Origin of the sequence: Aquabacter sp., from assembly GCF_965279295.1 — a bacterium.
Taxonomy (GTDB): Bacteria; Pseudomonadota; Alphaproteobacteria; order Rhizobiales; family Xanthobacteraceae; genus Aquabacter.
The window spans coordinates 345,726-366,703 of record NZ_CBDIHQ010000018.1 but is presented as its reverse complement, the minus strand read 5'-3'; the positions used below and the strand labels follow the sequence as shown (position 1 = coordinate 366,703).

Below are 20,978 nucleotides of genomic sequence, written 5' to 3'. Positions count from 1 at the left end.
TCGGTGTACTCTGAAGCGGATAGGGACGTGGATGTGGGGAAGCGGGCGTGCCCAATATTGAGACTGTGGTTCAGGACATTGCGGAACGGATGATGTCCCGCACCGAGCGTGGCAAGGTCGCAAGCTACATACCCGAACTGGCAAAAGTGCCTATCGACCAATTCGGGATCGCCGTGTTCACCGCCGACGGCCAGATGGTGCTGGCGGGCGATGCCGAAGTTCCATTTTCCATACAGAGCATCTCAAAGGTGTTCACGCTCACGCTCGCACTGGGCAAGGTGGGCGACCATCTCTGGAACCGCGTCGGCCGGGAGCCCTCAGGGCATCCGTTCAACTCGATCGTCCAACTCGAATACGAGAAGGGTAAGCCGCGCAACCCCTTCATCAATGCCGGCGCCATAGCCGTAACCGACGTGCTCTTGGCCGGACACCAGCCGCGCGAGGTCCTGGGCGAGATTTTGCGCTTCTGTCGCTTCCTGGCGGAGGACGAGAGCGTCGCCATCGACGAGCATGTGGCGCGGTCCGAAAAGCAGACCGGCTTCCTCAACACGGCGCTGGCCAATTACATGCGCGCGTTCAACATGATGGAAAACCCGGTGGACCACGCCCTCGGGGTTTATTTTCACCATTGCTCGATCACCATGACCTGCCGCCAACTCGCCATGGCGGGGCGCTATCTCGCCTTCTCAGGCAAGCTTCCCGGACGTGGTGTATCGGTGATCTCCTCGGAGCGGGCACGCCGCATCAGCGCGCTGATGCTGACCTGCGGCCATTACGACGGCTCCGGCGACTTCGCGTTCCGTGTCGGCCTGCCGGGCAAAAGCGGCGTGGGTGGCGGCATCATGGCGGTGGCGCCGGGGAAGGCGTCGATCGCGGTGTGGTCCCCCGGCCTTGATCCCCACGGCAATTCGGTGCTCGGCTCCCTGGCGCTTGAACATCTCGCGAAGGGCATGCACTGGTCCGTGTTCGGATAGGGCAGCCGTCCCATGCGCAGGGCGGGAAAAGGGCCGCTGCTACTGTCCCATCATGCGAATGCACGCCATTCCGGCGCAGAAAAGCAGCCCGCCAAAAATCACAGCTGTAAAGGCGTCGGAAAGAAAGGGCATCGCGCGGTGCATCAATTGGACTTCGTTCAATGAATGAGACGCGCTTATGACAGCCGCGGCGGAAATGTCGATGGCAAAGGTCAGCCCAACTGCTCGATAACGATCCGGCGGATCTCCTCGCGGGTGAGGCTGGAGGGCTGCGGCTTCCAATCGGGGTTAGAATAAATAGGCGTGGTGCTCGGCAAAGTCTGTCGAGTGGTGGTCAAAACGGTTTTCATGAGTCTCCGAGGCGCAGCACACGGCTGTCGCCACCCTGCCGGTCTTGCCGGCGATTAAGTCTGTGGGAAGTTTTGGCGCGAATCTCGCGCCGGGCCGATCTTAGTCGACGGGCATTTTCTAAGAGGCTTTTTCGGCGAAATGATGGCTGTGGTTTGAACTCAACCACCCATCGCTTTAAATGCAATCCAAGCGACGCCGAAGAGACATGTCCCGGTGGCGACAGCGATGAATGCGTCGACCAGAAAAACGACGCCCTTGTGCCGGTATCGTCCCACCGGATGTCATAAGTCGGACGGACCGACGAAGGCTTCCCAAACCATCGCCGCATAGCCCAGTGCAAACGCCGAGAACACGCCGCCGATCACTGCAATCTCCAAATTCACGTTTTCACCCCATCAGTACCGGTTGAGGGAACCTGACCAGCTACGGTTCGGTTCCGCGCCGACCGTGGAAAAGGGAGTGAGCGGCTTAAATGGGGGCACTGCTGGCTACCCTCGGCACGTCAGATCAATCAACATCGGCATGATCGACGGAGACTTCATTGAGAATGCCTCACATTATAATATTTTCCATGCGATTTCGGCCCCAACGTCAAGTCGATAAGCGACAAGAGCCAATGCGCTGAAACGACGTTATTTGGACCCATCGCATCTGTACATTGGTAAACCTGGGTTGCCTGGTCGGCGGTCGCGCGATTGAGTTGGCGCGGAAGGCACACATTCAGATTTTGAATGGAAGTGGTACCCGGTCACAGGAACCAATCCGCATCTGGCGGCATTTATCCCTCGGCTAGAGCTTCATGCTGGGAGATAAAGTTATGAGCATTCTATTGGTCCTGATCGTCCTTATCCTGCTTTTCGGCGGCGGCGGCATGTTCTTCGGTGGCGGTCGTTATCGCAACCATGGCTTCGGCATCGGCGGAATTCTCGTGATTATCCTGATTGTGCTGCTCCTCACCGGCGGCCTCGGGCACGGCCCCATTCTCTGAGGCCAACTAACACTGTAAGTTGCGTTCAAAGTCGCTGGTGGCGATCGCATCGCCACCAGCGACTGTCCGTTTCGCTGACGACAGCATCGGGCCACGCAAGCACCTTCCGGTTCCGCCGATGAAACGGGGCTTTTCGCCAAATCCTATCTGCGCCATCCTGGGCATCTGCCGGTGGTGCGGCCGCTTAGGAGGCGACACATGGCCTTATCGTTTGACACGGCCCCATCCCATTCACACGCCCGGAAAATCCTGTCCGCTGTCATGCTGGTCGCAGGGCTCTTGGTCGGCCCTGCCAGCGCGTCAGCGGGAGATCCCAAGCCGGCGCCGGTCAATGCTTGCGCGCAGCAGGGGGAGGGCTTCTTCCAGGTGCCAGGGACAACGACCTGCGTCCGCACCACCTCCCGCATCCGGGTCGATGCCGGCCGGAGCGAGTCCCTGACCAACGCACCCAATCAGGGCGCGACAGGCGATGTCTCCAGCAGTTCGGCGGCACCGTCCGATCCATGGAAACAGGCGCGCTGACGGTCGTCCACAGCCACTCTTGTTCTTCTTTTGTTCTCATGCATTATAGCTCGCCTCACAGGTGGAGGCGGTCATGGCAGAGGCACAGGACGATCAGTTGGATCGCGACGTAGACGAAGCGATCGGTGTCTGCGATGGCGACGCGCGCGCCACGGTGGCGGCCCTGCTGGTCGCCTACAGACTGTTAGATGACGAAGTCCATCGCCTCCGGCGGCAGGTCTCGCGCGGCTACGGCCGCTCCACGCTGATTGCCAAGGTGCCGGAGGAGAAGGTCTCTAAGAAAGTGGCAGACGTGCCGTCGTGACGCTCACCGGCGGAACTCAAGCCGTGCGGAAAACGAACTCACGAAGCTAACGGGCGGGGATCAGCGCCTCAGCCTAAACTACCAGTCGGCGTGGTCTTCAGCGCCGCTGAAATGCGGAGCGCTCAGCGCGCCCCGCATGGCTTTCTCCAAATTGGGTTTTGGCGCGAACGGGTATCGTTCGCGCCAAACGCTCTAGAGGCGAGACAGGAGCTCGGCCTTTTTGGCGTCGAACTCTTCGGCCGAGATGATGCCCTTCTGGCGCAGATCGGCGAGCCGCTCGATCCGCGAGAAAATCTCGTCGTCGGAACCGCCCGAAGCGGCGCCCGAGGACTGGTTTGCGAACGGGGCATTCTGCGAAGGGGGCGGAGGGGGCGGCGGCGGTGTCCATGCCGGCGTTGGCTCGACATAAGGCGCTGCCGCAAACGAGGGGCCGCGATCCTGTCCGCCAAGCTGCACCTGAGGCAGGTCGGCCACGCGCACCAGGCCATACTGACTGGTGAATGTGATGGACTGGTCGCCGCCCTGCTGTTGCGAGAAACCGCTGATCCAGTGATCCCCGATATCATAGACCGTGATGTGCCCGCCCTGGTCGATCGCCAAACGGCGCGTGCTGGGGAACACGGCATAGTGCAGATTGTTCTGAGAGCCCGTCGAGGACGGCGCGCCCAGTTCCGCCGGCCAGCGGTTTCCGAATGAGCCGGAGACGAAGAAGCTTGAGCCACTTGAGCCGCCAGACTGGCTCTGGCTTTGCGAGGACATCGGCGGTGGCATGAACGGAGACGAGTTCTGCAACGCCGCAGAGAGGTCGTTGCACAGCCCATCGACGCGATATTTCAACCCATTGTTGAACATATCGCCGATCATGATCATTCCGCCCTGGGACCATTGTCCCATGCCGCCGAATTCCCAATGGTTGAATTGCGCCTGCCGGCCACCGCCAGCGGCGATAGACATCAGCAGGGAAGTCACGGCGTCGGTGCTGAAGCCGTGTCGGCTGGCGGCGGCTTCGACCATCCGCCGCCCATCATCGGTCAGTGCTTGCATAGAGGTATCCAACACTTTCAAACGAGGTCGGGACGCACCGCGTGTGGTGAGACGATCCTGAACCTCACGATCCGCATCCTGGCATTCAGGGGAGCAGAGCTGTCATCGAGTTTTCATTTCCCTGATGTCAGCCGTGAGGATGATACCTCTGTTTCGGATCATCCGCTCTTTATTTGCCAGCAGGGCAGCTATGCGCGCCCACGACCGAATGAGGAAAAGCGCGCAACGTGGCGCCGCGTGTTCAAGTCCACCGATCGCGGAAACTGAACCCGGACAAGCCAAGGCATGACGATCTGAAGTCTCGCGGGCTAACACACCTTAGCCACAAGCAGTGGCTCCCCGGGCCGGATTCGAACCAGCGACCAACCGGTTAACAGCCGGTTGCTCTACCACTGAGCTACCGGGGAACAGGTGCTCGAAGCGAGGGGCGCCATATAGCAACCGGGTGCCGGCTTGTGAAGCCGAAACGGCGATAAATCTGACGCCATCCCCATTAAGCGCGCAGAAGGCTCGGAGAAACCACGGTTTCCGGTGCCGTGCGATCGTCAGAACCCGGCACGGGCGCTCCCGTCTCGGGCTGCGCCGAATCGATGGCTTCTGCCAATCCATCCATCTCCGGCTTCGCCAACTCACCCGTCTCCGGCTTCGCCGACCCTTCAACTCCCGGCTCTGCCTCGTGAGCAAACTGCATCTGGTAGAAGGCGTGGTAGCGGCCGCGGCGGGCCATCAGCTCCTCGTGCCGGCCCACTTCGACCACCTTGCCGCCGTCGACGACGCAGATCTTGTCCGCGCGCACCACCGTCTGGAGGCGATGGGCGATGACGATGGTGGTGCGGCGGCTTTGCAGATCGAGCAGGGCCTTCTGCACTTCGGCTTCCGACTCGCTGTCCAGTGCGGCTGTGGCCTCATCCAGCAGCAGGATCGGCGCGTTCTTCAGGAATGCCCGGCTGATGGCGAGACGCTGTCTCTGGCCGCCGGAAAGCTGCACGCCGTGCTCGCCCACCTGCGCGTCGTAGCCGTGCTCGAACGACATGATGAAGGCATGAGCGTGGGCGGCCTTGGCTGCGGCGATGATCTCGTCTTCGCTGGCGCCGGGGCGGCCGAAGGCGATGTTCTCGCGCACGGTGCCGGAGAACAGGAACACATCCTGGCTCACCAGGGCCATGGCGCCGCGCACCGAGGGTAGCGAATAGTTTGCCACATCGTTGCCGTCGATGCGGATGGCGCCGCCCTGAGGGGTATAGAAACGTTCGATCAGGTTGATGATCGTGGTCTTGCCGCCGCCGGACGCGCCGACCAGCGCGGTGGTCTGGCCCGGCTCCGCAATGAAATTGAGGCCACGCAACACCGCCTCGCCGGCACGATAGCCGAATACGACATCGTCGAAATGGATTCGCGCGCGGTCCACCGGCAGGGCAGGGAGCTTTTCCTGCTCAAGCTCGGGTGCGTCGCCGTCCAGCAGGTCGAACAGCATGTTCGCGCCCACCATCATGCCGGCCAGCTCCACATGAAAGCGGGCGAGCCGCTTGGCGGGCTCGTAGGCCAGCAGGAGCGCCGTCAGCACCGAGAAGAATTCGCCGGGCGTGCGGTGGAGGACCACCACATTGTATCCCGCGTACAGGATGACGCCTGCGATCGCAAAGCCGCCGAGGGTCTCCATAAGCGGGCTCGATTTCGCCTGGGTCCTGGCGAGATTGTTGGCCGCGCGCTCCACATCGTCGACATAGCCATTCACCCGATCCCGGATGTAGGGCTCAAGCGTGTAGGCCTTCACGGTGCGCACGCCCTGGATGAATTCCATGGCGATGGAATTCAGCTGCACGACGCTGCCGAATTCGCGCTTGAAGATGGCCTTGGCCTTCTTAATGAGCTTGCGCGTGCCGATCACGGCGGCTGGCATCACCACCACCGAGATCAGGGCTAGGAAAGGGTCCTGCACGATCGCCACTGTGCCGAGGGCAATGAGCGAGAGCACGTCGCGGCCCATGGATGTGATGACGAGGTTCAGCGCGTCGCGGGCGGAGCCCGCGCCCATGGAAAAGCGCATGGTGATTTCGGCGGTGTGGTTCGCCGCGTAATAGCGCACGTCCTTGCCGAGCAGCTTGTCGAAGATTCGCTTCTGGTTATCTGCGACGATGCGATTGCCGACCCGCGCCATGGTCACCGTCTGCGCAAAGGCCGAGAAGCCCTTGGTCATGGACAGCACCATCATGGCGATGGCCACGGTCCAGATCGCTTGAGTGGTGGGACTGACGAAGATCGAATCGACCGCGTCCTTCATCAGGTACGCCATGCCGCCGGTGGCACCGGCCATCAGGCCCATGAAGAAGAATGCGGTGGCATACCCCTTCCAGTGCTTCGACCCGTCCTGCACGAACAGGCGGTAAACAACCCGCAAATTCTCGTCTTTGAGAAAGGCTGCGCGCACGCGCTCAAGCGGGGCAAAGCTCATCTGGATCTCCGGTTCGAGCCTTTGAACACCCGCCCGGTGCCGCGTCTATCGGCGGCTGCACGAAACGGTGTTCGGAAGCGGGGCGGTGCTGAAAAAATCGGCTCGTGTGCCCGCCGCGCTGGAGGCCACGCCCGGAATCGAACCGGGGTGCACGGATTTGCAGTCCGCTGCGTAACCACTCCGCCACGTGGCCTCATGCGGGCGGTTGTTAAAGCAGGACAAGGGTTTGCGCAAGAGAGGGCGCTATGTTGTTCAACTGCTTTCGGAATCCGGCGCGTGGGCGGCCTGGAAGCGGCTTGCCTGCAGGCGCAACGCGGCTGCGCCGGGCGTCCTTCGGGGCGGCATATAGGCCAAACATTGGCAGATGGAACGACTTGAGCACGTAACAGGCGGCGGCTACGCCAACACGTCGCCGATTCGAAGCGACCTCCGAGGAGACACCAGATGAACATGCGCAGACTGATTGCCGCCGGTATCGTGGCGTGCCTGCCGACCCTTGCGGTCGCGGCGGAGCCCATCCTCGCGGTTGGCTTCGTGGTGAAGGAAGAGATCAGCGCGAAGGTTTCCGCCGTCGACGCCAAGGCCCGCACCATCACGCTGGTGGGCCCTAAGGGGAACTGGCTGGTGATCACCGCCGGGCCTGAGATGCAGAACTTCGACCAGGTTAAGGTGGGCGACACCTTCAAGGCCGCCATGGAGCAGGCAACCCAGATCACGGTCGTGCATGCCAATGACGGCACCCCGCTTCCGGTCGACGTGAAGACCCTCGACACGGTGCCCGCCGGCGCTAAGCCGGGCATGATCGTCACCGACCGCCGCGAAATCGCCGCCACCATCACCGCCATCGCCGCTGATACCCGAACCGTGACGCTTCAGGGTCCCGCCGGAAACACGTTGGACATCAAGGTTCCCGGCGACCAGGATGGGTTCAAGAAGCTCGGCACCGGCGATCATGTGATCTTCCGCCAGATCACCGTGGTCGGCATCGGCGACGCCGGCAGCAAGTGACGCATCGGCCCGGGGCCTGGGCTGCGCCTGCATCCCAAGGCTCCCGGCCTTGCCGGGGACAAATCACCGGCTTGCAAATGAATTGCGGCTGTGGCTCATCACGAAAAGGTACGGTTTGCAGGAACGTCCGGAGGGTCTGCGATGATCGATTTCACCGAGTTGCGTCGCGGAATGGTGGATAGCCAGGTACGTGCCAATGACGTGACCGACCTTCGGATCGTCGAAGCGATGCTGGACATCCCGCGCGAGCGGTTCGTGCCGCAGCACCTGCGATCTCTGGCCTATATCGACGACGATCTGGTCATCCGCCCCGCGTCGGGCGGCGCGCCTGCGCGGTATCTCCTGGAGCCGATGTTCCTGGCCAAGCTGGTCCAACTCGCGGATGTTCAGCCTGACGAACTGGTGCTCGATGTGGGCACCGGTACCGGCTATTCCGCGGCGATCCTGGGGCGGCTCAGCGGCCAAGTGGTATCGGTCGACGACGATGCAGATCTGGTCGCGTCGGCCACCGCCACGCTGGTCGATCTTGGCATATCGAACGCGGCGATCTTTCAGGGCTCGCTCACGGCCGGTTGGGCACCCGAGGCGCCCTACGATGTCATTTTCGTCAATGGCTCCGTTGAGCTGGTGCCGCCCGCGCTGCTCGCCCAACTGAGGGATGGCGGCCGCCTGGTCGCGGTGGTCGGCCAGGGTGGGGCAGGGCGTGCGGCCCTGTTCACCAAGACCGGAACGGTGGTCAGCGAGCGGGTGGTGTTCAACGCCGCCGTTCCCGCGCTGCCGGGTTTTGAGGCCCCTCAGCGGTTTACCTTCTAAGCCGTCTGGCCGTCCGTCTTGGCGCGGGATCGGAAAGCCGTTCTGGAGCTTGAGGTTAACCGTATTTTCTCATGGCGGATCGATGCGATCCGGCCTGATTCGCGCGTAAGTGCTTGAGTCTTCTTGCTGCGTTCACCTGTGGCGCATCTGCCGCGGTCAGGCAGAAAAGCGTTAAGGGGACGTGTCTGTTGGTTCCCTAGAGTGGTCCATGTGGCTATGTTCAGTTTACGCATGCTGAGCTGGGCGGATCAGCGTGTTATTTTGGGTTGCGTGGGTCGGGGAGAGGTACATGTCCCTTTCGGCGCGGGTTCGCCGACGCTTTTGCGTTTTGGCTTCGATTGCCTTCGCATCGGCTGCCGCGGTGACGCCTTCGGGCGTTTCAGCGCAGACGATCGATGCTGCACTTGCGGCTGCTTATATCAATAATCCCACCTTGAACTCCCAGCGTGCAGGAACGCGGGCGGTGGACGAGAACGTCTCTCAGGCTCTGTCTGGCTACCGTCCGAACATCTCAGCGGGCGCCAGCGTGGGTGGTCAGTATCAGCGCGCCTCGTCCGGCGGTGTTAGCACCGACGGCACGATCCTTCCGCGCGCATTCAACCTCACGGCCACGCAGACGATCTTCAATAGCTTTCTCACGGCCAACACCACCCGCAATGCGGAATCTCAGGTGAAGGGCTCCCGGGAAACGCTGCGCAACACCGAGCAGACCGTTCTGCTGAATGGCGTCACAGCCTATATGGACGTGATCCAGGGCATCGCATTGCTCGAACTGCAACAGCAGAATCTCGCAGCCCTCCAGCAGGAACTGCGTGCCACCCGCGACCGCTTCAACGTGGGAGAGGTGACGCGTACCGACGTGGCGCAGGCCGAGGCGCGGGTCGCTTCGGCGCAGTATCAGGTGGCCCAGGCCATCGCCAATCTGTCGTCTTACCGCGCGGTTTATCGGCAGGTCATCGGCATGGAGCCGGGCAAGCTGACGCCGCCGGGAACCACCGCCGAGCGCCGGATTCCCGGTACGCTCGATCTGGTCATCAAGTCGGGTCTGGGAAGCCATCCCGCCATTCTCGCGTCGCAATACGCGGTGGATGCCGCGAACTTCCAGGTGCGGATGGCGGAGAGCAATCTGGGTCCGAACCTCGCGGTTCAGGGCCAGTTGTCCAAGTCCTACGACCAGAGCGACTCCATCGATAACGCCGCCGCCGCAAGCGTGATGCTGAACCTCACGGTGCCGATCTATCAGGGCGGTGCGGAATATTCCGCGATCCGTCAGGCCAAGGAATACCTGTCCCAGGCGCGCATCGAAGTGGATGTGAACCGCGATCAGGTCCGTACCCAGGCCGTGCAGTATTGGGGCGCTCTCGAAGCTGCCAAGGCGCAGATCGAAGCGGCCCAGTCGCAGGTGGCGGCCAACACCCTCGCCCTTGAAGGTGTCCGTGAAGAGTGGCGCGTCGGCCAGCGCACCACCACAGACGTGCTGAACGCACAGACCGACCTCACCAACTCGAAGTCGGCTCTTGTGATTGCCCAGCGAGACCGTGTTGTGGCTGCGTATTCGGTCGTCTCCACCGTCGGCCGGCTCGATGCCGTGTCGCTCGGCCTCAAAGTACCGGTCTATGACCCCAAGGTGCATTACCTGCAGGTCCGTGACAGCTGGGCCGGGGTTCGCACGCCCGACGGAAAATAGTGGGTTCCGTCACGGCGGGCTTCGCGGCCCGCCGGTGCAATGCCATACTTTGAGTCACAGGTGCGATTCTGGCGTCCCTTATCAATCGTAGCTTGCCGCGCGGATTGAAGGACGTCTTCGGCCGAGGTCGAGAGATGTCCGCGAACGCCAAGTCAAACGAGCCATCCATGGACGAGATTCTCGCCTCGATCCGTCGCATCATCGCTGACGATGATCCGATGCCGCGTCGCCCCGAGCGGGCGCCGGAACCGGTATCGCGTCGTCCGCCGATGCCGCAGGCACGGATGGCGGCGCCTCCTGTCGGGCAGAGTCCTGGCGGCCCATCCCTGTCTGATCCTTTGTTTTCCGACGCGTCTCTTTCCGGCGATTCCACTGTGCGCGAGCATTCCTTTGCGGCCGAGCCCGCGACGGAACTGATGAAGGGCGAGGACATGGCGGATTATCCCTACCAGGGCGCTGCTTCCAGCCAGCCGGCAACGGCCCGCCGACCGGAACCTGTGCGCGAGCCGACCGCGCCGCGTCCGGTGTCCGTGCGGCCGCCGGAGCCCACGAGCCGCGCGCCAGCCGAACCGGCGCGACGCAAGGACCTTCTTTCGCCTGACGTGGACGCTGCGGTGATCGCCGCGTTCGAATCCCTTGGAGATGCGGTGCTGCCCGCGCGTGAGCGGACCATCGAGGATCTCGTGAAGGAGATTTTGCGGCCCATGCTCAAGACGTGGCTCGACGACAATCTTCCCCGGATCGTCGAGCGTCAGGTGCGCCAGGAAATCGAGCGTATTTCGCGCACCTCGCGCTGACCTGCATTCCACCTTTGAAACCAGGAACACGGCGGCCCGTTGACGACGGGGCCGCCGTGCGGCTTTAACGCGCTCAGGTTTTCTCATCTCTGAGAGGGCAGGGCCCTCGGCGGAGCTTTTGCACATGCTGGACAAGATTTTTGAACCCGCGGCCGTCGAGGCGCACATCTCGGCCGCCTGGGAACAGGCGGGAGCGTTCCGCTGCGGGCGGCCCGAGCGCAAGGATGCGCCCGGATTCTCCATCGTTATCCCGCCGCCGAACGTCACCGGCTCGCTGCACATGGGCCATGCGCTCAACAACACGTTGCAGGATGTACTGGCGCGTTTCGAACGCATGCGCGGTAAGGACGTGCTCTGGCAGCCGGGCATGGACCACGCGGGCATCGCCACCCAGATGGTGGTGGAACGCCAACTCATGGAGCGCAAGGAGCCGGGACGACGCGACATGGGCCGCGACGCGTTCATCGAGCGCGTTTGGGCGTGGAAGGAAGAATCGGGCGGCATCATCGTCGAGCAGTTGAAGCGCCTGGGCGCATCCTGCGACTGGTCGCGCGAACGCTTCACCATGGACGAGGGCCTGTCCCGCGCTGTGCTGAAGGTGTTCGTCCAGCTTCATCGCGACGGGCTGATCTACAAGGACAAGCGGCTGGTCAACTGGGACCCCAAGCTGCTCACCGCCATCTCAGACCTCGAAGTGCAGCCGACAGAGGTGAAGGGCAATCTCTGGCACCTGCGCTATCCCGTGGAGGGCGAGCCGGGCCGCTTCATCGTGGTGGCCACAACCCGCCCCGAAACCATGCTGGGCGACACCGCCGTTGCGGTGCATCCCGAGGACGAGCGGTACACCGACCTCGTTGGCAAGCATGTGATCTTGCCGCTGCTCGGCCGGCGCATTCCCATCGTCGCGGATGAATATTCCGACCCTGAGAAGGGCTCCGGAGCGGTGAAGATCACGCCCGCGCACGATTTCAACGATTTCGAGGTTGGTCGGCGCCACCATCTGCCGATGATCAACGTGCTCGACGCCGAGGCGCGGATCGATCCCACCGGCATCCGCGACGACTACGCCGACCGGCGCGACGCCTATGTGGACGACCCTGATTTTGGCGGCGTTCTCAGCCACCTCAAGGGCATGGACCGGTTCGCCGCGCGCAAGCACATCGTCGAACTGCTGACCAATCTCGAGCTGTTGGAGACGATCGAACCGCACACCCACATGGTGCCGCACGGCGACCGCTCGGGCGTGGTGATCGAGCCCTGGCTGACCGACCAATGGTACGTGGACGCCAAGACCCTGGCGCAGCCTGCGCTCGCTGCCGTGCGCGAGGGGCGGACGAGTTTCGTGCCGAAGAATTGGGAAAAGACCTATTTCGAGTGGCTGGAGAATATTCAGCCCTGGTGCGTCTCGCGTCAGCTTTGGTGGGGGCATCAGATTCCGGCCTGGTACGACCCATTCGGCAACGTGTTCGTGGCACTGGACGAGGACGAGGCTTTCGAGAACGCCATCGCCCACAATGTCGCGAACGAGACGCTCTCGGGTGAAGAGGCGCAGGCCCTGATCGATGACGCGGACAAGCGCGCCACGTTCCTGATCCGAGACGAGGACGTGCTGGACACATGGTTCTCGTCCGCCCTTTGGCCGTTTTCCACCATGGGCTGGCCGGACGAGACGCCGGAACTGGCGAAATTCTACCCCACATCGGTTCTGGTGACGGGGTTCGACATCATCTTCTTCTGGGTGGCCCGGATGATGATGTTCGGCATGCATTTCATGCCCGACGTGCCGTTTAGGGATGTCTACATCCACGCCCTCGTCCGTGACGAGAAGGGCGCCAAGATGTCGAAGTCGAAGGGCAACGTCATCAACCCGCTCGACCTGGTCGACCAGTATGGCGCTGACGCGCTGCGGTTCACCCTGGCGGCCATGGCGGCGCAGGGCCGCGACATCAAGCTTGCGACCTCACGGGTCGAAGGCTACCGGAACTTCGCCACCAAGCTCTGGAACGCGGTTCGCTTCGCCCAAATGAACGGCTGCGTGCGGGTCGAGGGTTTCGATCCCGCCAGGGCCGATGGCACGCTCGCGCGCTGGATCATCGGCGAAGCCGCCCGTGCCTCGTTTGAGGTGACGGCGGCCATTGAGGCTTACCGCTTCAACGACGCGGCGGGCGCGGTGTACCGCTTCCTCTGGAACGTGTTCTGCGACTGGCATCTCGAATTGGCAAAGCCGGTACTGTCCGGTGCCGATGGGCCGGCGAAGGACGAAGTGCGCGCCGCCACCGCCTTCGTGCTCGATGTGTCTCTGAAACTGCTGCACCCCTTTATGCCGTTCCTGACCGAGGAATTGTGGGCACGTACCGGCGAAGTCGGCCCCGCTCGCGATGGGCTTCTGGTGCTTTCCAGCTGGCCGGACCTGGCCGGCCTGGAAGCGCCCGATGCCGAGGCGGAAGTGGGCTGGGTGGTGGATCTCATCACCGAGATCCGCTCGGTGCGCGCCGAGATGAATGTGCCGGCCGGCGCCCAGGTGCCACTGGTTCTGGTGGAGACGGCGCCCGAAACCCACGCCCGTGCCCTCGCGTGGGACGACGCACTACGCCGCCTCGCTCGCCTTTCCGCGGTTTCGTTCTCTCAGACCGCGCCGGCGGAATCGGTGCAGATGGTGGTGCGCGGCGAGACTGCGGCCCTGCCGCTCTCCGGCGTCGTCGATCTCGCGGCGGAACTGGTGCGGTTGCGCAAGGAAGAGGGCAAGCTCGACCAGGAAGTCTCCCGCATCGACGGCAAGCTCTCCAACGAGAGCTTCATCGCCCGCGCACCGGAAGACGTGGTCGAGGCCGAACGGGAAAAGCGCACCGAATATCTTGCCCGCAAGGACAAGGTGCGCACCGCGATCCAGCAGCTTTCCGGAAGCTAATCAGGCGAAATACGCGCCCGTAACCCCCAACAGGGCAACGATGCTCCAGGGCGGCATTCTCCACACCGTAAGGAGGAGGAAGCCGCCCACGGCGAGCACGAGGTCGACGGGACGGATGATCGCGCTGGTCCAGACGGGCGTGTAGAGCGCCGCCGCGAGTATGCCGACCACCGCGGCGTTGGCTCCGCCCATTGCCGCCTGCGCCGGGGGGAATGCGCGCACCGTGCCCCAGAAAGGCAAAACACCAAACACCATCAGCAGGCCCGGAAGGAATATCGCGACAAGCGCGAGCATCGCTCCAACCGGTCCGGCCGCGACCGCGCCGAGATAGGCGGCGAACGTGAAAAGCGGGCCGGGTACGGCCTGGGCCAGTCCATAGCCGGCCAGGAAATCCCCACCGTTGACCCAACCTGGCGCCACCACCGACGATTCGAGGAGTGGCAGCACCACATGGCCGCCTCCGAACACCAGCGCGCCCGAACGGTAGAAGGCTGAAAACAGTGCCAGAGCCTGATTGCTGTTCGCGAACAGCGGCAGCAGAACCAGCAGAGCAATAGCACTGCCGAGCGCGATAAGCCCGGCGCGGCGTCCAATCGGAACGGAAGCCGAGGCGGCGGGAGGATGTATCTCAGGGCGCTTTATGAGAAGGCCCGCTACCGCGCCCAGAGTGATGGCGAGAACCTGTCCGGCCGGTCCCATCCAGAGCAGACACAAGGCGAAGGCCAGGAAGGAAATGGCGATCCGCTGCGGAAACGGCGCCACCGTCCGCGCCATCCCCCACACGGCCTGCGCGACCACCGCCACCGCCACCAGATTCAGCCCATGAAGCAGCTTGTCCCAGGAAAAGCCGGCTTGGTACGAGACGCCGAGCCCACACGCCGCGAGGAATAGCGCCGAGGGCAAGGTAAAGCCGACCCAGGCCGCGATCCCACCCGCCAATCCGCGTCCCCGCATGATGCCGATGGCGAAGCCAAGTTGGCTCGAGGCGGGGCCGGGAAGGAACTGGCACAGGGCGACAAGGTCGGCATATTCCGACTCGCCGATCCAGCGCCGACGCACCACGAAGGCCTCACGGAAATATCCGATATGCGCCGCAGGGCCGCCGAATGAAATAAGTCCGAGCTTCAGGAAGGTGCGGAAGACTTCGGCAATCTCGGTGCTGCGCCCACCATGATCCTGCCTTGGCAATGAGGCCCCCCGTCTCCGCTCGGTCCATGTTGCCCGCATAAGGCGCCCGGTCAAGCAGTCAACCAGACCGTGCGTTGGACGCTGGCCGCATGTTGCTGTGTCAGCCGGGCAACACTGGTTTTCTTTCAATGAAAGCGAGGCCCGGCGGGCTGCTTGCGCCGCGATCCCGCCACAAAACGGCACGAGACGGAAAGGGTAGATGCGGCGGTCGCGTATCCGGGGATGTTTTCCCCGCCGCCGCAGGGGTGATTGTCGATGGGTGGGGGCAGGACCAAAGGTGGGTTTAGGACACTGGAAAGGCGTCAAGGAGAAACCTTGGCTCGGCCTTGCGGTGGCCGCGATCTCGCCCGCAGGGGATGGCATCGTCAGTCGATCATGCAGGTTACGTCGCGCTCTTATCTGTCTGGCCTTGAAGCCGGCTCGGCCCTTCCCGCCGCGGGACGGTCGAGACGGGGATTCGGACCATCCCTGCGTGGTCTGTTCCTGGCCGCAGCGGTGTCGCCGGTTCTGATCTTTTCGGTCTGTCTTCCCGCCGTAGCCTTCGACGGCACGGCCGAGCAGCAGGACGAGAACCTGGGTTCACCGCTGACCCCGCCGGCGAACGTGCCCCTGGCGCCGCCTATGCGTCCGGTCGACGAAGCCTTCCGTTCGGGGACGCAGGCGCTCCGCTCCGGCCAGACCGCGAAGGGCGTCGATGCCCTACGCTACGCCGCAGACCAGGGCCATCCCGCCGCGCAGTGGAAGCTTGGCCGCATGTATGCGGATGGTGACGGCGTCAAACGCGACGATATGAAGGCGTTTGAATATTTCACCCGCGTCGCCAACACCCATGCCGAGGACTATCCCGGCACCGCGCAGGCCCGCTTCGTGGCGAGCGCGTTCGTGGCGCTCGGCGGCTATTATCTCGCCGGCATTCCCAATTCCAACGTCCGGCGTGATCCGACCCGCGCACGGGATATGTATTCCTACGCCGCGTCCTATTTCGGCGATCCGGACGCGCAGTTTCGTCTCGGCAAGCTCTATCTCGACGGCAATGGCCTGCAGCGTGATCCCCGCCAGGCCGCGCGGTGGCTGTTCCTGTCGTCCCAGAAGGGACAGTACGAGGCGCAGGCGCTGCTCGGGCATATGCTGTTTCGTGGCGATGACGGGATCAGCCGCCAGCCGGCGCGCGGCCTTATGTGGCTGACCCTCGCGCGCGATTCCGCCGCCGGCCCCGGCGATAAATGGGTGGTGGACCTCTACGAGGACGCCTTCACCGCCGCGACCCCGGACGAACGCGCCGCCGCGCTCCAGAACCTGGAGCAGTGGCTGAAGACCTCGCAGCGGTAATCTCGGTTAGCGCCTGCGGCGTTTTCAATGCTTTAAGTTATTGTGCATCGCAATATGTCGTCCATAATGATGCTGTGGAAGCTGCTCGCGCGCGCCTTCCCGCCTCGTTCTGGAAGACATACCAATGGCCGACCCGACCCGCCGCCAGATTACCCTTTGGGGGGCATCCTTTGCCGGGGCGATGCTTTTGCCGGGCTTTCTTCCATCCGCTTATCCCGCAGAAGCCAAGGTCGGGCTGCTCCTTCCAGGGCGCCGGGATGACGGCGGCTTCATGCAGGCGGGATATTCCGGGTTCGAGGCCGCCACGAGCGCCTTGCGTGTCGAAAGCACCGTGGTTGATGGCGTGCGTCCCCAAAAGGATGATCTCGTCGCGGGTTTGCGAAAGCTTGTCGAAGGCGGCGCCACCATCGTCGCGGCCCATGGAGGGCAGTGCAACGAAGCCGCCAAGATCGTGGCGGCGGACAATCCCGCCATCCAGTTTCTCGTCATCCAGGGCGGTGTCGAAGGCGCCAATCTCACCAGCTACGAGGTGCTTCAGGAAGAATCAGCCTGGCTCGCGGGTGCTGCTGCGGCTCTCATGACCAAGACGGGCACAGTGGGCCACATCTCCGGCATTCGCGTGCCGCCGGGCCTGAAGGGCCGTGCCGGCTACGCCGCTGGGGTGAAATACGCCAAGCCCGACGTGAAGCTTCTAACCACCTTCTGCGGCGAGCAGGACGATGCCGCGCTCGCCTTCAAGGTGACCGCCGCCCAGGCCGATGCGGGCGCAGACATCATCTTCACCATGCTCAACGCCGGACGTCCGGGCGCGATCGCGGCCTGCCGCGAGAAGCACATCTACCAGATCGGCAATGTGCGGGACTGGTATCCGGTCGCGCCCGATGTCTTCATCGCCAGCGCGATTGCCGATGTCTCGGTTGCCATGAAGGATGCGGTGACCGATGCCGTCACAGGGCGCCTGGTGCCGGGGCGGCATGTGAAGCTCGGCGTGTCCTCAGGCGATGCGGTGCGCCTCGCCATGGCACCGGAGGTGCCGGCGGACGTGCGGGCGGCAATCGTACGCTATTCCGCGGATATCGCTTCTGGCGCCATCAAGGTTCCGACGGATTATTCGGGCCCGGAATTCACTTTCTGAGGCTCACGCCGCAATGGCGAGGTCCACCCACACCGGCACATGGTCGGAGGGCTTTTCCCAGCCGCGCACATGCTTGTCGATGCCGGCCGCCACGAGCTTGTCCGCCGCTTGCGGGGACAGCAGGAGATGGTCGATGCGGATGCCCATGTCGCGCTGCCAGGCGCCCGCCTGATAGTCCCAGAAGCTATAGAGCCCGTCGGCGTCCGAGGTGGCGCGCACCGCGTCCGTCAGGCCAAGGTTGATGAGATCGCGGAAGGCTTCTCGGGTCGGCGGCAGAAACAGCGCGTCATGCACCCAGGCCGAAGGGTCGGCGGCATCGGCCACTGTCGGGATGACATTGAAATCCCCGGCGAGGACAAAGGCTTCCTCTAGCTCGAGGCGGGCGGCCGCCAGCGCGCGAAGCCGGGCCATGAAGCCGAGCTTGTAGGGATATTTCTCGGTATTGACCGGATTTCCGTTGGGCAGATAGAGGCAGCAGATGCGCACCGCCATCCCCTTGGCGGAGACGACTGCCTCGATGAAGCGCGACTGCACATCGGTGTCATCGCCGGGCAGGCCGGTCGTCACGTCCTCAAGTGGGAGCTTGGACAGCAGGGCGACGCCGTTGAACCCCTTCTGGCCGTGGACCGCCACATTGTAGCCGAGGCTCTCGAAGGCCTCGCGAGGGAACGCTTCGTCCTGGCACTTCAGCTCCTGCAGGCACACCACATCCGGCTGCGCCTCCTTGAGCCATGCAACGGCATGGTCGAGCCGCTGGCGGATTGAATTCACGTTCCAGGTGGCGATGCGCATGTTCAAAGGGTCCAAGCCGGGCGGAGGTATCAATACATGGGCACGCGAGCGTCCCTTACGGGAAGCTTGCCCACGGCGACAAAGGATGGCATTGCGAAACCGTCGCATCAAGCGGAAGCCGGCGTAGCATGACCTTCGCGTCTATCCAGTTCCTGTTTTACTTTCTGCCGCTGTTTCTGGCTTTGTATTTTGTTTCAAAGACCATAGCGGCCAGGAACATCATATTTGTCATATTCTCTCTGATATTTTATTCGGTCGGCTACACCCCGCATCTATTTCTTCTGCTGTTCTCCATTGGCGTCAACTTCCAGATCGCGAAGGCGATAGACCTGCGCCAGGGCGCGGCGCGCAAGCGTATCCTTGTCTACGGAATTATATTCAACGTCGCTCTGCTCGCAGTCTTTAAATATACCGGGTTCATCCTTTGGAATATGGACGAAATGCTCGCGCCGTTTGGCGTTCAGATACCGGTTCCGAAAATCTCACTTCCGCTCGGTATTTCATTTTATACCTTTCACGCGATTTCCTATATCGCCGATATCTACAAAGGTAAGGTGCGCGCGAATAAGAGCGTGGTCGAGTTCACGCTCTACATGACCATGTTCCCCCAGCTCGTGGCTGGCCCCATCGTGCGGTATTCCTCGGTGGCGCGGCAATTGGGGGATCGGCGCACCACCTGGGGGCGGTTTTCGGCGGGTGCGCGCATCTTCGCCATCGGCCTCGCCTGGAAGGTCCTGATCGCCGACGAGGTGGCCCGGCTGGTGGACATCATATTCGATGGAACCTCAGCGCCGACGCTCATCGAATCCTGGCTCGGCGTTTATGGCTACGCCATCCAGATCTATTATGATTTCGGCGGCTATTCGGCCATGGCGGTCGGGCTCGGCGTGATGGTGGGCTTCACCCTGCCGCGCAACTTCCGCATTCCCTACGCCTCGCTCAGCATCACGGAATTCTGGCGCCGGTGGCACATGAGCCTGTCCTCCTGGCTGCGGGACTATGTCTACATTCCTCTGGGTGGAAACCGCCTCGGCGAGGCGCGCACCTATGCGAACCTGTGGTCGGTGTTCCTGCTATGCGGCCTATGGCACGGGGCGAGCTGGAATTTCATCATCTGGGGCGCGCACCACGGCCTGTTCCTGGTGATCGAGAGGGCCGGCCTGGGGCGCGTTCTGAAGCGTCTGCCCTCCGGGTTCGCCCACGTCTATACCGTGCTGGTGGTTCTGCTGGGCTGGGTTTGGTTTAGGGCGGAAACCTTCGATGGCGCGCTGGCGATGTTCCAGGGCATGGTGGGGCTCAACGGTGTCGGCGGCTTCTCCGTCGCGCTGGGCTTCGGCCTCCAGCCGCTGTCCATCGTCGCCCTGGTCGTGGGTGGATTGATCGGGTTCTGGAAGTGGCCGCGTATCCGCTTCTCGCCTGCGCTGCGCCCGCTGGTGGTTTCCGGCGACTATCTGATGATCGCGGCGCTGATGGTCCTATCGGTCATTTCCGTCGGGGGCGGAACGGGGTCTCCGTTCCTCTATTACAGGTTCTGACAATGCCAATGCTTGTCGGATCTCGTCGCTATATGGGCGTGCTGGTCGCGGGCCTGCTTGCCGTCATGCTGCTCAGCAATCTCATTCCTGACCCCGCCGGCTCGGGCGAATGGCGCATTGTCGCCCGTCCGCAAGACAATCTGTTTCAGCGCCTTCACGGCAATCTCAGAAGCATCAGCTTCTACTTCAAGGACAATTTCGGCTTCCGCGCCTCGCTGCCCCAGTTTCGGCGCGAACTGCGGGAGTTCGCCCGCTCGCCCGACACCAAACTGATCTATTTCGGGCCGAAGGGGCAGGTTTTCTGGTCGTTGCAGCGGGCGCCCGAGCAGACATCCGGCCAGATCTACCGCATGGCCGCCGTCCAGCGTTTCGTCTCGGTCATCGAGGCCATGCAGGCGCGCCTCCCGAATACGAAAATCGTCGTGGCGCTGCCCCCTAACGCACAGACCGTGGATGTGGAGAATCTGCCCGACTGGTTCAACTGGGTAAAGCCGCGTCCCACGGAATACGCGCTGATGCTGGCTGAACTGGCGCACGCCGGGATCACGGCCGTGGATCTGCGCGCGGTGCTGCGCGCTTCGCCTCAGGCGCGCAAATATCTCGCGAACGATACCCATTGGAACAACCTCAGCGCCACGCTGGCGCTGAACGCGGCAATGGTCGCTGCGGGCCATCCCGACTGGCAGGTCGATGTGGCGGCCGCTGTTGGTCCTATGAAGCCCGCGCCGCTGGGGGACATCGCGACGGCGCTCAATCTGAGGATCAAGCTGCCGAACGAAAACCAAGAACTGCGCCTAAACCCCGCCTGGCAACGCCAGACCAATCCGGACTTCAAGTCGCGCAACGAGATGGGTGGCTTCAATCCCTATTTCGTTCGGTTCCGCGATAGCGGCCCCCGCGTCATGGTGCTCGGCGATTCCTATACTGTCGATAGCTGGCCCTATCTGCTGGGCTATACGCCGGTGGCGGAGGTGGCATGGGTCCACTTCAGCAAGGCGGTGTACGGCTCTTGCGATTTCGACTTCGCAGATGTTGAGCGGTTTGCGCCGCAAGTGCTCATCATTGCCCGAACCGAGCGGATGTTTCCCTGCTTGAAGGGGGAGTGGCCGGCAAACCTGCCGCAGCCTGCGCCCGAGGCGCGCAAATGAGCC

Annotated in this window: 18 protein-coding genes and 2 tRNA genes; 13 read left to right on the top strand and 7 right to left on the bottom strand. The window is 63.0% G+C overall.

Features of this window, described 5'->3' with window-relative positions; genetic code table 11:
• The first annotated feature begins 47 nt into the window (after nucleotides 1–47).
• Complete coding sequence (locus ADADO0_RS19600; RefSeq protein ID WP_511306885.1) at nucleotides 48–974, top strand: glutaminase; 927 nt, start codon at nucleotides 48–50, stop codon at nucleotides 972–974.
• A 212-nt stretch (nucleotides 975–1,186) separates the two neighbouring features.
• Here the strand turns inward: ADADO0_RS19600 and ADADO0_RS19595 are convergent, their stop codons facing one another.
• Complete coding sequence (locus tag ADADO0_RS19595; protein WP_511306884.1) at nucleotides 1,187–1,324, bottom strand: hypothetical protein; 138 nt, start codon at nucleotides 1,322–1,324, stop codon at nucleotides 1,187–1,189.
• Nucleotides 1,325–2,142: 818 nt separating this feature from the next.
• On the opposite strand from ADADO0_RS19595, the gene ADADO0_RS19590 reads away from it, so the two are divergent.
• From ADADO0_RS19590 to ADADO0_RS19580, 3 genes are all read left to right on the top strand, one after another.
• The gene (locus ADADO0_RS19590; RefSeq protein ID WP_511306883.1) at nucleotides 2,143–2,313 is read left to right on the top strand and encodes a DUF3309 domain-containing protein; all 171 of its coding nucleotides are present in this window, start codon (nucleotides 2,143–2,145) and stop codon (nucleotides 2,311–2,313) included.
• 198 nt (nucleotides 2,314–2,511) lie between these two features.
• Nucleotides 2,512–2,835, top strand: a complete 324-nt coding sequence (locus tag ADADO0_RS19585; RefSeq protein WP_511306882.1) for a porin — start codon at nucleotides 2,512–2,514, stop codon at nucleotides 2,833–2,835.
• A 73-nt stretch (nucleotides 2,836–2,908) separates the two neighbouring features.
• Nucleotides 2,909–3,139 carry a hypothetical protein gene (locus ADADO0_RS19580; protein WP_511306881.1) on the top strand — a complete coding sequence of 77 codons (231 nt, stop codon included), beginning with the start codon at nucleotides 2,909–2,911 and terminating at the stop codon, nucleotides 3,137–3,139.
• Nucleotides 3,140–3,331: 192 nt separating this feature from the next.
• On the opposite strand, the gene ADADO0_RS19575 is transcribed toward ADADO0_RS19580, so the two are convergent.
• The 4 genes from ADADO0_RS19575 to ADADO0_RS19560 form a co-directional block, all read right to left on the bottom strand.
• Complete coding sequence (locus ADADO0_RS19575) at nucleotides 3,332–4,183, bottom strand: SHOCT domain-containing protein (protein ID WP_511306880.1); 852 nt, start codon at nucleotides 4,181–4,183, stop codon at nucleotides 3,332–3,334.
• A 332-nt stretch (nucleotides 4,184–4,515) separates the two neighbouring features.
• A tRNA-Asn gene (locus tag ADADO0_RS19570) sits at nucleotides 4,516–4,590 on the bottom strand.
• 86 nt (nucleotides 4,591–4,676) lie between these two features.
• Complete coding sequence (locus ADADO0_RS19565; RefSeq protein ID WP_511306879.1) at nucleotides 4,677–6,635, bottom strand: ABC transporter ATP-binding protein; 1,959 nt, start codon at nucleotides 6,633–6,635, stop codon at nucleotides 4,677–4,679.
• Nucleotides 6,636–6,754: 119 nt separating this feature from the next.
• Nucleotides 6,755–6,828: transfer RNA gene (locus ADADO0_RS19560), tRNA-Cys, on the bottom strand.
• 251 nt (nucleotides 6,829–7,079) lie between these two features.
• Here ADADO0_RS19560 and ADADO0_RS19555 point away from each other — a divergent pair.
• The 5 genes from ADADO0_RS19555 (at nucleotide 7,080) to ADADO0_RS19535 (ending at nucleotide 13,848) form a co-directional block, all read left to right on the top strand.
• Entirely contained in the window at nucleotides 7,080–7,643 is a 564-nt protein-coding gene (locus tag ADADO0_RS19555; RefSeq protein WP_511306878.1) for a hypothetical protein, read from the top strand.
• Between the two features lie 141 nt (nucleotides 7,644–7,784).
• Nucleotides 7,785–8,456 (top strand): protein-L-isoaspartate O-methyltransferase family protein, encoded by a 672-nt coding sequence (locus ADADO0_RS19550; RefSeq protein WP_511306877.1) that lies wholly within the window; start codon nucleotides 7,785–7,787, stop codon nucleotides 8,454–8,456.
• Between the two features lie 289 nt (nucleotides 8,457–8,745).
• The gene (locus ADADO0_RS19545; protein ID WP_511306876.1) at nucleotides 8,746–10,143 is read left to right on the top strand and encodes a TolC family outer membrane protein; all 1,398 of its coding nucleotides are present in this window, start codon (nucleotides 8,746–8,748) and stop codon (nucleotides 10,141–10,143) included.
• Between the two features lie 167 nt (nucleotides 10,144–10,310).
• Nucleotides 10,311–10,940, top strand: a complete 630-nt coding sequence (locus ADADO0_RS19540; RefSeq protein ID WP_511306875.1) for a DUF2497 domain-containing protein — start codon at nucleotides 10,311–10,313, stop codon at nucleotides 10,938–10,940.
• A gap of 124 nt (nucleotides 10,941–11,064) precedes the next feature.
• The gene (locus ADADO0_RS19535; protein ID WP_511306874.1) at nucleotides 11,065–13,848 is read left to right on the top strand and encodes a valine--tRNA ligase; all 2,784 of its coding nucleotides are present in this window, start codon (nucleotides 11,065–11,067) and stop codon (nucleotides 13,846–13,848) included.
• Here ADADO0_RS19535 and chrA read toward each other — a convergent pair whose 3' ends face one another.
• Complete coding sequence (gene chrA, locus ADADO0_RS19530; protein ID WP_511307228.1) at nucleotides 13,849–15,075, bottom strand: chromate efflux transporter; 1,227 nt, start codon at nucleotides 15,073–15,075, stop codon at nucleotides 13,849–13,851.
• Nucleotides 15,076–15,531: 456 nt separating this feature from the next.
• Between chrA and ADADO0_RS19525 the strand changes: the two genes are divergently transcribed.
• Nucleotides 15,532–16,365: a tetratricopeptide repeat protein gene (locus ADADO0_RS19525; protein ID WP_511306873.1), complete on the top strand. Its 834-nt coding sequence runs from the start codon at nucleotides 15,532–15,534 to the stop codon at nucleotides 16,363–16,365.
• A 124-nt stretch (nucleotides 16,366–16,489) separates the two neighbouring features.
• Nucleotides 16,490–17,500 carry a BMP family protein gene (locus ADADO0_RS19520; protein ID WP_511306872.1) on the top strand — a complete coding sequence of 337 codons (1,011 nt, stop codon included), beginning with the start codon at nucleotides 16,490–16,492 and terminating at the stop codon, nucleotides 17,498–17,500.
• A 3-nt stretch (nucleotides 17,501–17,503) separates the two neighbouring features.
• Here ADADO0_RS19520 and xth read toward each other — a convergent pair whose 3' ends face one another.
• Entirely contained in the window at nucleotides 17,504–18,292 is a 789-nt protein-coding gene (gene xth / locus ADADO0_RS19515; protein WP_511306871.1) for an exodeoxyribonuclease III, read from the bottom strand.
• A gap of 128 nt (nucleotides 18,293–18,420) precedes the next feature.
• Here xth and ADADO0_RS19510 point away from each other — a divergent pair, with 128 nt between their 5' ends.
• Together ADADO0_RS19510 and ADADO0_RS19505 are read left to right on the top strand one after the other, a co-directional pair.
• Nucleotides 18,421–19,827 carry an MBOAT family O-acyltransferase gene (locus ADADO0_RS19510; protein WP_511306870.1) on the top strand — a complete coding sequence of 469 codons (1,407 nt, stop codon included), beginning with the start codon at nucleotides 18,421–18,423 and terminating at the stop codon, nucleotides 19,825–19,827.
• A gap of 8 nt (nucleotides 19,828–19,835) precedes the next feature.
• Complete coding sequence (locus ADADO0_RS19505; protein WP_511306869.1) at nucleotides 19,836–20,975, top strand: alginate O-acetyltransferase AlgX-related protein; 1,140 nt, start codon at nucleotides 19,836–19,838, stop codon at nucleotides 20,973–20,975.
• The last annotated feature ends 3 nt before the right edge of the window (nucleotides 20,976–20,978 follow it).

Coding starts and splice junctions, on each gene's coding strand:
- ADADO0_RS19595 (WP_511306884.1), bottom strand. CDS start 1,324: ATGAAAACCGTTTTGACCACCACTCGACAGACTTTGCCGAGCACCACG.
- ADADO0_RS19590 (WP_511306883.1), top strand. CDS start 2,143: ATGAGCATTCTATTGGTCCTGATCGTCCTTATCCTGCTTTTCGGCGGC.
- ADADO0_RS19585 (WP_511306882.1), top strand. CDS start 2,512: ATGGCCTTATCGTTTGACACGGCCCCATCCCATTCACACGCCCGGAAA.
- ADADO0_RS19580 (WP_511306881.1), top strand. CDS start 2,909: ATGGCAGAGGCACAGGACGATCAGTTGGATCGCGACGTAGACGAAGCG.
- ADADO0_RS19575 (WP_511306880.1), bottom strand. CDS start 4,183: ATGCAAGCACTGACCGATGATGGGCGGCGGATGGTCGAAGCCGCCGCC.
- ADADO0_RS19565 (WP_511306879.1), bottom strand. CDS start 6,635: ATGAGCTTTGCCCCGCTTGAGCGCGTGCGCGCAGCCTTTCTCAAAGAC.
- ADADO0_RS19555 (WP_511306878.1), top strand. CDS start 7,080: ATGAACATGCGCAGACTGATTGCCGCCGGTATCGTGGCGTGCCTGCCG.
- ADADO0_RS19550 (WP_511306877.1), top strand. CDS start 7,785: ATGATCGATTTCACCGAGTTGCGTCGCGGAATGGTGGATAGCCAGGTA.
- ADADO0_RS19545 (WP_511306876.1), top strand. CDS start 8,746: ATGTCCCTTTCGGCGCGGGTTCGCCGACGCTTTTGCGTTTTGGCTTCG.
- ADADO0_RS19540 (WP_511306875.1), top strand. CDS start 10,311: ATGGACGAGATTCTCGCCTCGATCCGTCGCATCATCGCTGACGATGAT.
- ADADO0_RS19535 (WP_511306874.1), top strand. CDS start 11,065: ATGCTGGACAAGATTTTTGAACCCGCGGCCGTCGAGGCGCACATCTCG.
- chrA (WP_511307228.1), bottom strand. CDS start 15,075: ATGCGGGCAACATGGACCGAGCGGAGACGGGGGGCCTCATTGCCAAGG.
- ADADO0_RS19520 (WP_511306872.1), top strand. CDS start 16,490: ATGGCCGACCCGACCCGCCGCCAGATTACCCTTTGGGGGGCATCCTTT.
- xth (WP_511306871.1), bottom strand. CDS start 18,292: ATGCGCATCGCCACCTGGAACGTGAATTCAATCCGCCAGCGGCTCGAC.
- ADADO0_RS19510 (WP_511306870.1), top strand. CDS start 18,421: ATGACCTTCGCGTCTATCCAGTTCCTGTTTTACTTTCTGCCGCTGTTT.
- ADADO0_RS19505 (WP_511306869.1), top strand. CDS start 19,836: ATGCTTGTCGGATCTCGTCGCTATATGGGCGTGCTGGTCGCGGGCCTG.